Below are 12339 nucleotides of genomic sequence, written 5' to 3'. Positions count from 1 at the left end.
AACCGTCCGGGTCACGTCCCCGACCGCTCCCGGCCCCGGCGTCGGAGCAGTTCGGCCATCCCCCGGCGGGTGGCCGCCAGGACGACCCGGTCCCCGCGCTGCAGGACGTACGTGTCGGGCAGGTCCCACACCCAGCCGGACCGGGCACCGGCCCGGTCGTCGTGGGGCCGCTCGGCGGCCGGGCCGTCCCGGCGTTCGCCGGGCGGGGTCCGGTCCAGCGCCAGCACCCGCCACGCGCCGGGCCGGAACGCCTCGCCGACGGTCCGGTCCTGGAGCTGGGGGTGCCCGCCCACCTCCAGCGTGGCGAACAGCAGCACCCGCCGCTCCACCGGGATGGCGCCCAGGATCTGCCGCCCCGACATCGCCCCGGCGAACGCGGGGGCGGCCAGGTGCGTCACGCTCCGGCTCCGGGTGAAGCCACGCGGGTGCGCGGCCCGCAGGGTGCGGTACACGGCCTTGGCGAAGTCGTCGTCGTACAGCCGCAGGACGACCCGCAGGTCGGGGCGTACGGAGCGGGCGTACAGGGCCGCCTCCAGATTGGTGGTGTCCTCGCTGGTCACCGCGAGGAAGGCGTGCGCGCGATGGATCTTCGCGGCCTCCAGCACGCCCTCCTGGGTGACGTCGCCGAGCACCACCGGCACCCGCAGCCGCCGCGCCGTGGGCATGCCGCGTGCCTCGGGGTCGGACTCGACGCACACCACCGGGATGTGCAGCTCGCGCAGCCGGGTCAGCACCCGGGTGCCGATCTTGCCCAGCCCGAGCAGCACCACGTGGCCGCCCAGCCCGCGCGGCGGCTTGCGCAGCGCGGACGCCGAGCGGAACGTGCCGAGGGCCTCCAGCACCGCCGCCAGCAGCACCGGGAGCAGCAGCAGTCCGGTCAGCCCGGACAGCAGCTGGAGGATCTGGCGGGCCAGCGGCTGGTGGAGCGCGGGCTCGTTGATGGCGAAGAGGTCGAGCAGGATCAGATAGGTGGCGTGCAGCGGGTGATCGCCGCTCACCACGGTCAGCGCCACCGCGAGTCCCGCCACACACGTCACCAGACCGGCGAGGGACCAGCGCAGCCGCCGGGAGAACAGGGAGCCGAACGACGGCATCGGGCTCCGCCCGCCACGGCCCGACGGCATCGCTGGACCGGCGTAGGAGACCTGCTCCAGGACGACCGTGCCGCGTCCCCCGGCCGCCGCGACCTGGGCGGCGTCCGGCAGCATCAGCGGGCCCTGCTCGCCGCTGTCCTCCGAGCCGTCCGCGCCCGCCGGGTCGCTGCGGGTCGTGGACAGCAGCGCCAGGGTGGCCAGGTCGGAGGGGCGGGTCTCGCCCGGCGGCCGCTCCACCGCACGCAGCAGCAGGCCGTCGGTCTGCACGACCTTGCTGGTGCCGGCGACGGCGGTGGCGGTGAGCGCGGGGGCGGCCGTGTCGGCGTCCGACAGGACGGTGGTGGAGGCGTCGAGCCCGCCCTCGCCGGTGCCCGTCGCCAACGAGGCGGCCTGGTCGAGGAGTTCCTCGATGTGCTGGCCGAGCCGGCGGTTGTACAGGCGCAGGACGAGCCGCAGCCGCGGGTTGAGCCGGCGGGCGGTGAGGGCGGCGCGGATGTTGGTCTCGTCGTCGTCGTAGACGAGGGCGAGGGCGGCGGCCCGCTCCACCCCGGCCTCGGCGAGCGTCGTCTCGGTCGGCTCGGCGGCCTCCAGTACCCGGGTGCCGCCCGGTTCACCGGTGACCGGGCCGGTGCCCGCGCGGTTGACGGCCGCGGTCACGGCGCCCAGCAGCGCCGCCGAGGCGGCCCGGGCCCGCCCGACGACCGGCGGCCGTACCGTCCGCTCGGACGGCGGCACGACGAGCGTGACCTGTTCCCGGTAGACGACGCGCAGTTCGGCGGCCAGCCGGTGCGCGAGGCCGTCGTCGCCGCACACCACCATGTGCGCGGTGCCGTCACTGATCGAGGTCTGCTGCGGAACTGCCACGAGGGAGAAGCCTGCCGCATCGTGATCGGTTGTTCCACAGCCTGTGAACTCCCGCTTCGTGGGCCTCCGGTGAGCCCTTGGCGGGACCCGGGGCGCGCACTACCCTGGCCTGTATCTGACGGACCGTCAGAAAATGGGCGGCGGCGCAGCAGCCAGGAGGTAGGCGTGGCCCACACCGAGAGCGGCACGAAGGACCTGCCCAAGGTCATCAGCGTGGACGATCACGTGATCGAACCCGCGCACCTCTTCGAGACCTGGCTCCCGGCCAGGTTCCGGGACCGGGGCCCGAAGCCCCTCACCGCCGGTATCGGCGAACTCGCGTACGTCGGCGGGAAGTACCGGTTCACCACCGATCCGGCCGGCCAGATCACCGACTGGTGGGAGTACGAGGGCGGACTCTTCCCGTACAAGCGCATCATCGCGGCCGTCGGCTTCTCGCGGGACGAGATGACCCTCGACGGCATCACGCGCGAGCAGATGCGGCGCGGCTGCTGGGACCCCGGGGCCCGGCTCGCGGACATGGACCTCAACCATGTCGAGGCCTCGCTCTGCTTCCCCACGTTCCCGCGTTTCTGCGGGCAGACCTTCGCGGAGGCCCGGGACAAGGAGGTCGCCCTGGCCTGTGTGCGGGCCTACAACGACTGGATGGTGGAGGAGTGGTGCGGCGACAGCGGCGGACGCCTCATCCCGCTGTGCCTGATCCCGCTGTGGGACATCGACCTCGCGGTCGAGGAGATCCGGCGCAACGCGGCACGGGGCGTGCGCGCGGTGACGTTCAGCGAGATCCCCACCTACCTGGGGCTGCCGTCGATCCACTCCGGCTACTGGGACCCGTTCTTCGCGGCCTGCGAGGACACCGGCACCGTCGTCAACATGCACATCGGGTCGTCCTCGCAGATGCCGGCCGCGTCCCCCGACGCGCCGCCCGCCGTCCAGGCGTCCCTGAGCTTCAACAACGCCATGGCGTCGATGATGGACTTTCTCTTCTCCGGTGTCCTGGTGCGCTTCCCCCGGCTCAAACTCGCCTACAGCGAGGGCCAGATGGGCTGGATCCCGTACGCGCTGGAGCGCGCCGACGACGTCTGGGAGGAGCACCGGGCATGGGGCGGGGTGAAGGACCTCGTCCCCGAGCCGCCGTCGACGTACTACTACCGGCAGGTCTTCTGCTGCTTCTTCCGGGACCGGCACGGCATCGAGGCCATCGAGACGGTCGGCGTCGACAACGCCACCTTCGAGACGGACTACCCGCACGTCGATTCCACCTGGCCCGAGACGAAACGGGTCGCCGAGGAACACGTCGGCGGGCTGTCCGACGAGGTGGCGTACAAGCTGCTGCGCGGCAACGCGATCCGGATGCTCGACCTGCCCTTCGACCGCGAGGACCGGGCGCTCAGCCCGGCGCCGTGACCGGCGGGTACGTCCAGCCGAACGAGCCGAGCGCGCGGGCCCTGGCCTCCACCACCGCCATCCGCGCGGCCCGTTCGGCGGGGTCGACATGGGCCGCCTGCCCCGTCGCCTGGCCGTCCCACTTGCGGTAGAGCAGCCCCACCCGGGCGGAGAACCAGCCGCGGCTGACCGCGTTGAGCGCGAGCAGCAGACCGGTGTCCTCCGACGCGGGCAGCGCCATCCAGCCGCCGAGCGCCAGCAGCAGGTCCCGGCGGACGCACAGGGTCGCCGGGTGGACCGGGGCGAGATGGTCGTTCGCCCGCCAGGGGCCGACGAGGGCGCCCGGCTCTATCGGGCCGTCGTCCGGGTCGCGCGGGAACGCGGCCGTCGAGCCGTCCGGCAGCAGGTCGAGCACCCGGGACGTCGTCCAGCCGACGGACGGATGGTCTTCGAGGACGGCCAGGTCACGGGAGAGGGCGCCCGGGGTGAGCTGGTCGTCGGCGTCCAGGATCTTGGCGTAGGCGCCCTCGGTGTGCGCGAGGGCGAGGGTGCGGGCCACCCCCGGCCCGCCGGGCCGTCCCTGACGGAACGTCACCCTGGGGTCGTCGGGGACGTAGGGGCGGACGGCGTCGGTGCGGCCGTCCTCCTGTATCACCCAGTGCCACTCCCAGCCGGGCGGTAACTCCTGGGCGCACAGCGACGCGTGGGCCTGCGGCAGGAACGCCGCCGAGGGTCCGTGGACAGCGGTCACGACGACGACGCGCCGGAGCACGGGGGCCCTCACCACCCTTCCACGGACATGCGAAGACCCGACCGCTGGCGACGGGGGATGCACCAGCGATCGGGCTGTGGCCAACAGTAACAAGGCCGCGAGCCTCGTGGGGGCCGCCGGATCGGCTGCGGTGAGCCGTTGTGATCGGGATCACGGAAACCGCTGTCCCGCGCGGCTCCGGCATACCACTTGCGTCCCCGTCCCCTCACGCTGCGCACTGGTCCCAGCGATTCAGTCCGCGCACGGCGGCTCGTAGGACAGCCGGGGCAGGTACTCGTGCCACCGCTCCCGGGTCAGCACGCCCCGGGTCGTCGAGCAGACCCGGCGGATCGCCTGGCCGACGTCCAGGTTCCACAGCCGGACGGTGTCGGTGCCGCTGGAGACGCCGAGCATCCGGCTCGCGGGGCGGAACGCCAGGAAGTTGCCCGTCCTGGCGTTGGGGCTCATCGCCTGCCCGACCGCCGAGGCGTGCTCCGGTTCCCCGACGTCCCACATCCGCACGGTGTTGTCGTTGCCGCCGCTGGCGAGGGTGCGCCCGTCCGGGCCGAACGTCAGGGAGACGACCGCCTCGGTGTGGCCGGTGAGCGGGCGGCCCTGCGCCCGTGCCCCGGCCGGGTCGGTGACGTCCCACAGGCGTACCGAGTCGTCGTCGCCGGCGCTGGCCAGGGTGCGCCCGTCCGGCGCGTAGGCGAGGGAGTTGACCGGCCCGCCGTGCCCGGTCAGCGGGCCGCCGAGGGCCGCCGCCCGTGCGGGCCGGGCCACGTCCCACAGCCGGACCGTGGCGTCCGCGCTGCCGCTGGCCAGGGTGCGCCCGTCCGGGCTGAAGGCGAGCGAGTTGATGTAGCCGCCGTGCCCGGTCAGAGGCTTGCCGAGCGGCACCGCGCGGGAGGGGTCGCGCACGTCCCACAGCCGGATCGTGCGGTCGTCGTAGGCGGTGGCCAGCGTGTGCCCGTCCGGGCTGTACGCGAGCGCGTCGGGGCCCATGAACCGGGTGCGCAGCGTCAGCGGCGGGCCGAGCGGGGACGGGTGGGCGGGGTCGTGGACGTCCCACAGATGGACCGCGCTGCTGCCGGTCAGCACCGCGAGGGTGTGCCCGTCCGGGGAGAACACCAGGGAGCGCTGTCCGCTGTCGCCGGGCAGAAAGGGCTTGTTCAGCAGCACGGGCCGGTCGGGTCTGGCCACGTTCCACAGGCGCACGCTGCCGTCCCGCGCGGCGGTCGCCAGCACCTTGCCGTCGGGCCGGAACGCACCGGTGCGGCCGGTCATGTCGGACGTCGGGATGGACCACAGCCGGACCTTGCCGTCGCCGCTGCCGGTGGCGAGGGTGCGGCCGTCCGGGCTGAAGCCGAGCGCGTACATCTCCCCGCTGCCGCCCGCCAGCGGCTCGCCGACCTGCGAGGCGTCCGCCGGGTCGCTGACGTTCCACAGGCTCGCGGTGCTGTCCGCGCTGGCGGCGGCGAGCATGGTCCCGTCCGGGTTGAACGCCACCGACCAGACGGGCCCCAGATGCCCGGTCAGCGGGCTGCCGATCTGGTGGGCGCGGGCCCCGTCGGAGACGTCCCACAGCCGTACGGTGTCGTCGGCGCTGCCGCTGGCCAGGGTGCGCCCGTCGGGGCTGAAGGCCACCGAGTGCACCAGCCCGGTGTGCCCGGTCAGCCTGGCCAGCCGCTCGGGCCGGCGCCGGTCGGTCACGTCCCACAGCCGTACGGTGTCGTCGTCGCCGCCCGCGGCCAGCGTCCCGCCGTCCGGGCTGAACGCCACCGAGCGCACGGCGGCCTCCGCGCCGGTGAGCGTGGCGAGCGGGGCCGGGTGCCCGGGGTCGGCCACGTCCCACAGGCGGACCGTGCGGTCCTCGCTCACGGAGGCCAGGGTGCGGCCGTCCGGGCTGAACGCGACCAGGTAGACCGTGCCCTCGTGCCCGGTCAGCGGCGCGCCGAGCGGCCGCGGCCGCGCCGGGTGCCGCACGTCCCACAGCCGTACGGTGCCGTCGTCGGCGGCGCTGGCGAGGGTGCGCCCGTCGGGGCTGAAGACCGCGCTGCTCACCCAGCTGCGGTGCCCGGTCAGGGGACCGCCCAGCGCGCGGGGGCGCCGTGTGTCCGACACGTCCCACAGGCGGACGGTCCGGTCGTAGCCGGCGGTGGCCAGGACCTTGCCGTCGCGGCGGAACGAGGTGAGGTAGACCGCGCCGGAGTGGCCGCTCAGCGGGGTGGCCAGGGGCGCGTTCACGATCGAGATGAGCCGGCTGCCGGTCTCCTCGTCGGCCGGGCGCAGCCGATGGGCCACCAGGTCGAGCTGGGCGGACAGCGAGGGGTCGGTGTACTGGAAGCGGTCGGCCTCGGCCAGCACCTGCGCGAACAGGGCGTCGTTGCGCTGCTTCCACGCCACCGCCGCGGCTCCGACCGCGACCAGCGCCAGCGCGACGAGCGCCGCGATCCCGCCGCGCAGGATCCACACGGTGCGCCGGCGCAGCCGGACGGAGGCGGCCAGGAAGTCCACGGCACCGCGGGTGAGGACGGTGTCCCCGGCGGACCGCGCCCACTCGTGCGCCTGCTCCAGCCGGGAGCCCCGGTACAGCAGGGCGGAGTCCCGGTCGGACTCCTCCCAGGCCCGGCCGTCCTCCTCCAGGCGCTGGCGCAGCAGGTTGCCCTGCCGGTCCTCCTCGATCCAGTCCCGCAGCCGGGGCCAGGCGTGCAGCAGGGCCTCGTGGGTGATCTCCACGGTCTCCGCGTCCAGGGTCACCAGCCGGGCCCGGACCAGCGCCTCCAGGGACTCCTCCGTCTTGGCCGGGTCCGCCGCCTCGGCCGCGAGCTGGCGGCGGGTGCCGCGGCGCCGGGTCGCCTGGGTGTCCTCGCCGATCCGGACCAGGCGCAGCAGCAGCAGCCGGGCGGCGGTGCGGGCCGCCGGGTCGAGCCGGGCCCAGGCGCGTTCGGCGGTCGCGGCGACGGCTCCCTGGATGCCGCCGGCCGCGCGGTACCCGGCGAGCGTGAGCCGCCCGGCCTTGCGCCGCTGCCAGGTGGCGAGCATCGCGTGCGACAGCAGGGGCAGCACACCCGCGTCATGGGCGCCGCGCGGGCCGTCCGCGCCCACCTCGCGGGCGATCAGCTCGGCGAGCCCCGGTTCCAGCTCCAGACCGACCGCCTTGGCCGGGCCGGTGACGGCCTCCCGCAGCTCGGTGGTGGTGAGGGGGCCGAGGACCATGTGCCGGTGCTGGAGGGCGTCGGCCAGCTCGGGGTGGACCAGGCACTGTTCGTAGAAGTCGGCGCGGATGCCGAGGACGACCAGGGCGGGAGCGGGGGCGCCGGGCCCGGGCGGGGCGCAGGCCGCGTGCAGGACACGGACGAAGGCGCGGCGGTCGGCCTCGTCGGCACAGAGAGTGAAGGTTTCTTCGAACTGATCGACGATCAGTACGGGGGGCGCGGGCGCCACGTCGGAAGGCGACCCGGGCGGGCCGGTGGCGGAGGTCTCGCGCCGGGCCCAGTCGAGGACGGCCGCGTGCACGTCCCGCACGAGGTCCGCGTCACCGTCCTCCGCGCCGTCCGGTCCCCGGGCGGTGGACACAGTGGCCACCGCGTCTGTCAGCTCCGGCACCCGGCGGACCAGCTCGCCCAGCGGATCGGCGCCCGGCACGAGCTGGAGCACGGCGCCCGCCCGGGGCGCCTCGGCACCGCCCAGCGCGCCGCCCCGCACGGCCGGCACCAGACCGGCGTTGAGCAGGGAGGACTTCCCGGCGCCCGAGGCACCGACCAGCATCACCAGGCCGCCGGTGCGCTCCGCCGCGCGGAGCCGGGCGACCAGGGCGTCCGTGCTGCGCTCCCGGCCGAAGAACCAGCGGGCGTCCTCCTGCCGGTAGGAGGCCAGCCCCCGGTACGGGCACACCCCGCCGGCCACCGCCGCCGGGGCCGTCTGCTCCGGTTCCTGTCCCTGGCCCGACGTGGCCCGCTCCCACAGGTGCTGCCACTGCGCCAGGTCGTACAGACCGGCCGACACGGGCGAGGGCCGCAGCCGCCGGGCCTGGGGGATGAGGACGTGCAGGACCGCCGAGAGCGCGGTGAACTGCGCGGGCACGTTCCTGGCCCGCCGCCAGTCGCTGATCCGCTGGGCGGACACCCGCACGGGGCGTCCCCGCTCGTCCACCCGCTGCAGCCGGACGACCGCCTCGGCCACGCTCTTCAGGGGTGGGTTCCCGGCCTCCTTGTAGAGCAGCGCGAGCCGTTCCGCGAAGGCCGCGCGCGCCGCCGACTCGGAACTCAAGACCGTCACTCCCTCACTCGCGCGCCACCTGGTCTTCCGGACCGGAAAACTCACCCTATACGGCTGACCTGCGAGGAAGGCCCGCTCCGGAGACCGGAGCCTCCTCCCGGGCACCCTCCGACTGGCAGGATCACGACGCAAGTGCGGGAGCCGCAACGCGCCGCCGAGGCGGGCCCACCAGCCGCAGAGCCCGAAGCCCCCTCACCCGGCGCCGTACGTTCTCGGACAGCTTTCACACCTCGCTGTCCGCGGGAGTCGCGAGCGCGTCGCGCCGCCGTCCTCCCGCCCGACCCGCCCGGACCCGCGCCGGTCCACGGAGCGCGGAGACACGCCGAGGACCGGCCCGCGCGCCGCCGTCCGGCACCGGTCCCCACGAGGGGAGGGACCGGTGCCGGACGACGCGGTCACCGGTGTCCGGGCCCTGACGCGCGTGAACCCCCGAAAGCTGTGATGGTGGTGGGGGAGGGGGCCGACAGGCCGGTCTCGCGCTGCAAGGCGGTGAACGAGGTGGCAGAGAGCGACGACATAGCCCCCGCACCGGGCGCCCCCCACGCGGATCCCCTCGGGGACCCGTTCCTGCGGACCCGCTTCGCGCAGCCCGCCCGGCCGGCCACGTTCCTGCGCCGCGCCCGCCTGGTCCACCATCTCGACCAGGCCCTCGGCACCCCGCTGACCATGGTCAACGGGGCCGCCGGGGCCGGCAAGACCCTGCTGGTCGCCGACTGGGCGGCCGGGCTGGAACGCCCGGTGGTCTGGCTGACCCTCGACCCGTCCCTGTGCGGCCCGGGGATGTTCTGGGCCCATCTGCTGCAGGCGCTGCGCACCCACGGGGTGCCGGTCGCCCACGGCGTCGGCACGCCCGCCGACGCCGGCCGTGTGCACCACACGCTGCTCACCCGGCTCGCCGCCCGGCTCGGCACCGACGGCGACGAACTCGTCGTGGTGCTCGACGAGTTCGACCGGATCGGCACCCCCGAGATCGCCGAGCAACTGGAATTCGTCCTGCACCACGCCGGGCCCGGCCTGCACCTGGTCGTCGTCACCCGCAACGAGCCGCTGCTGCCGCTGCACCGCTACCGCGCGGCCGGCGCCATCACCGAGATCCGCAACGCCGAGCTGGCCTTCACCCCCCAGGAGACGGTCGCGCTGCTGCGGCGGCACGGACTGCGCCTGTCCGTGCAGGCCGCGGCCGCCCTCGTCGAACGCACCGGGGGCTGGGCCGCCGGCCTGCGGCTGTGTGCCCTGGCGGCCCAGCAGCGCCCCGACCCGGAGGCGTACCTCAAGGAGTTCGAGGCCGGGCACAGCGCGGTCGCCGACTTCCTGCTCGCGGAGGTCCTCAAACGGCAGCCGCCCGCCACCCAGGACCTCCTGCTGCGGGTCAGCGTCCTGGAGCGCTTCTGCGCCGACCTCGCCAACGAGCTGACCGGCCGCGGCGACGCCGAGGCGATCCTCGCCGGGCTGCACCGGGAGAACGCCTTCGTCGAGGACCTCGGGCACGGCTGGTACCGCCTGCACCCGCTGTTCCGGGAGATCCTGCGAGCGCACCTGCGCGAACGCTCCGCCGAGCTGGAGCCCCGGCTGCACCTGCGGGCCGCGCACTGGCTGGGCCGCTCCGGCCACCTGCCGGAGCTGCTGACGCACGGCGCCGCGGCCGGGGAGTGGGACTTCACCGCCGGGGCCCTCGTCGACGACCTGGCGATCGGGCAGCTCTTCACCGGACTGCGCACCGGCCACCTCGTCGACCTGTTCTCCGGCATGGACACGGCTGCGTCCAGCCCCGCCGCCGAGCTGGTCCGGGTGGCACGCGACCTCTCCCGCGGCGACCTCGACCACGCCCTGGCCCGCCTCGGGCCCGTCCGCGAGCGGCTGGCCGCCGCCGGACCCGGCACCGCCGCGGGCCGGCTGGGCTGCGCCCTGCTGGAGGCGCTGGCGGCCCGGGTCACGGGCTCCCCGCAGCGCGCGGAGGACGCGGTGCGCGCGGCGCGCGAGGTCCAGCACGAGCTCCCCGCCGACCTGCTGGACAAGCACCCGGAACTGTCCGCGCTGCTGCTGACCCACCTCGGCTCGGCCCGGCTGTGGGCGGGCGACCTCGACGAGGCGCGGGCGGCGCTCACCACCGTCGCCGGCACCACCACCGGGGCGGCCACGGCGCTGCCCCGGGCGGACGCCCTGGAACTGCTGGCGCTCATCGACCACCTCGACGGCCGGCCGGCCACGGCGGAGCGCAAGGCGTCCGCCGCCCTCGCCGAGACCGACCGGTACGGCCTGGCCGAAGGCGCCGGCACCGGGCTCGGGCACGTGGTCCTGGCCGCCGTGGCCGTCGAACGCGACGACCTGACCGAGGCGCGGGACCTGCTCGACCGGACGCCCGGTCCGGCGGTCCACGACCCGGTCACGGCCGCGGGCCGCTCGCTCACGACGGCCCGGCTGCTGCTGGCCCGCGGCAGGGCGCGTGCCGCGCTGGAGGCCGCCGAACCCGTTGTGCCCGCCGCCGTCCGCTCCCCCTGGCAGCGGCTGCACACCGCGCTGGTCGCCTCGTCCGCCCACCTCGCGGAGGGGCGGCCCGACCTGGCGACGAAGGTGCTGGAGCGGCTCGGCGGCGACCACCCGGTCCTCGCCGTCGCCGCCGCCCGGGCCCGGCTCGCGGCGGGCGACCCGCACGGGGCGCTCGGGTTGCTCGACCCGACCGGGACCGTCGGGGGCGCGGGCCCCGCGGTGCACGTGCGCGCCACGCTGCTGCGGGCGCAGGCCGCGCACACGGCCGGGGACACCGCGACCGCCCGCCGCCTGGTCGCCCAGGCGGTCGCGGAGGCCCGGCACGAGCGGCTGCGGCGGCCCTTCCGGGAGGCCGGCCCCTGGATCGAGCCCTACCTGGCCGCCGGGCCGGCGGTGGGGCCCGCCAGGGGTGCGCTGCCGTTCCCGGTGGAGCCGCTGAGCGGGCGGGAACGGGACGTGCTGCTGCGGCTCGCCCAGATGATGTCCACCGAGGACATCGCCGCCGACCTGTACGTGTCCGTGAACACGGTCAAGACGCATCTGAAGAGCGTCTACCGCAAGCTCGCCGTCAACCGCCGCAACGACGCCGTCCGGCGGGCGCGCGAACTGGACCTGCTGTGACGGTCCGGAGCGCCGACGGGCAGCGGTCGACCGCGCGGGAGCGCCGGGCGCGGCTGCGGGCGCACGCCGACTACACCGGCGGCGTCTACGGCTCCATGCTGGCCGCTTCGGTGGTGATCGGCGCCGGCGCCCTGGGCACCTACCACCGCATCGAACTCGTGGTGCTGCTGCTCCTGACCGGACTGGTCTTCTGGGCCGCGCACGTGCACGCCCAGCTGTTCGGCGCGCGGCTCGCCGACCGGCCGTGGAGCGGAGGGACCGTCTGGCAGGTGTGCCGCGAGGAGTGGCCGATCGTCAAGGCGGCCGTCCCGCCGGCCGTGGCCGTGGCGGTCAGCCCGCTGTTCGGCCTGGACCTCGCCGGCACCGCGTGGCTGGCCCTCGCGGTCGCCGTCGCGGGGCAGGTGGGCTGGTGCGTGGCGGCGGCGGCGCGGGCCGGCGCGACCCGGCGGCTGATCGCCCTCAGCGCCGCCGTCAACCTGCTCCTCGGCCTCCTCATCGTCCTGTTCAAGATCGTCGTGTCGCACTGAGCCGCCCGCCGCGCCCGGCTCACCTGCGCCGGGTGAGGTGGGGGCCGCGGCCGGGCGCGACGATGGCAGCACTGCCATCGGCTGTCGGCGGGAGAGCAGCACATGCGCTACGAGATCCGCGTCGAGGGGCATATGTCGGAGACGCTGGCCGGCCTCTTTCCGGAACTGGACCACGTGGTGATGTTCGGGCAGACCGTGCTGTTCGGACCGATCGTCGACGACGCGCACCTGTACGGCCTCCTGGCCCGCTGCCAGTCGCTGGGCCTGCGCGTGGTGGAGATGCGGCAACTGCCCGAGTGAGCGCCGCGCCCCGTCGTTCCGTACGGCC

Annotated in this window: 7 protein-coding genes; 4 read left to right on the top strand and 3 right to left on the bottom strand. The window is 75.4% G+C overall.

The genetic code is table 11. The annotated features are described in order from the left end of the window. Positions 1-11: 11 nt before the first annotated feature. On the bottom strand, positions 12-1913 hold the full coding sequence (locus tag ABZ899_RS14880) for an NAD-binding protein (protein ID WP_361345792.1): 1902 nt from the start codon (positions 1911-1913) through the stop codon (positions 12-14). Between the two features lie 210 nt (positions 1914-2123). Here ABZ899_RS14880 and ABZ899_RS14875 point away from each other — a divergent pair, with 210 nt between their 5' ends. Then, positions 2124-3365, top strand: coding sequence for an amidohydrolase family protein (locus ABZ899_RS14875; protein ID WP_361345535.1), 1242 nt, complete (start codon positions 2124-2126; stop codon positions 3363-3365). Here the strand turns inward: ABZ899_RS14875 and ABZ899_RS14870 are convergent. Next, on the bottom strand, positions 3349-4116 hold the full coding sequence (locus tag ABZ899_RS14870) for a glycosyltransferase (protein ID WP_361345790.1): 768 nt from the start codon (positions 4114-4116) through the stop codon (positions 3349-3351). The two genes, ABZ899_RS14875 and ABZ899_RS14870, sit on opposite strands and share 17 nt — an antisense overlap. 231 nt (positions 4117-4347) lie before the next feature. Continuing rightward, on the bottom strand, positions 4348-8376 hold the full coding sequence (locus ABZ899_RS14865) for an AAA family ATPase (protein ID WP_361345533.1): 4029 nt from the start codon (positions 8374-8376) through the stop codon (positions 4348-4350). A gap of 441 nt (positions 8377-8817) precedes the next feature. On the opposite strand from ABZ899_RS14865, the gene ABZ899_RS14860 reads away from it, so the two are divergent. The 3 genes from ABZ899_RS14860 to ABZ899_RS14850 all read left to right on the top strand — a co-directional run bounded on the left by ABZ899_RS14860 (position 8818) and on the right by ABZ899_RS14850 (position 12311). Beyond that, positions 8818-11484: a LuxR C-terminal-related transcriptional regulator gene (locus ABZ899_RS14860; protein ID WP_361345531.1), complete on the top strand. Its 2667-nt coding sequence runs from the start codon at positions 8818-8820 to the stop codon at positions 11482-11484. After that, the gene (locus ABZ899_RS14855) at positions 11481-12011 is read left to right on the top strand and encodes a hypothetical protein (RefSeq protein ID WP_361345529.1); all 531 of its coding nucleotides are present in this window, start codon (positions 11481-11483) and stop codon (positions 12009-12011) included. The genes ABZ899_RS14860 and ABZ899_RS14855 overlap by 4 nt, the downstream gene beginning before the upstream one ends. 102 nt (positions 12012-12113) lie before the next feature. Then, positions 12114-12311, top strand: a complete 198-nt coding sequence (locus tag ABZ899_RS14850) for a hypothetical protein (protein ID WP_361345528.1) — start codon at positions 12114-12116, stop codon at positions 12309-12311. Positions 12312-12339: the final 28 nt, after the last annotated feature.

This window comes from Streptomyces sp. NPDC046859, assembly GCF_040645135.1.
GTDB lineage: Bacteria > Actinomycetota > Actinomycetes > Streptomycetales > Streptomycetaceae > Streptomyces.
This window is presented reverse-complemented; position numbering and strand designations above follow the sequence as displayed.

Coding starts and splice junctions, on each gene's coding strand:
- ABZ899_RS14850 (WP_361345528.1), top strand. CDS start 12,114: ATGCGCTACGAGATCCGCGTCGAGGGGCATATGTCGGAGACGCTGGCC.
- ABZ899_RS14880 (WP_361345792.1), bottom strand. CDS start 1,913: ATGGTGGTGTGCGGCGACGACGGCCTCGCGCACCGGCTGGCCGCCGAA.
- ABZ899_RS14860 (WP_361345531.1), top strand. CDS start 8,818: ATGGTGGTGGGGGAGGGGGCCGACAGGCCGGTCTCGCGCTGCAAGGCG.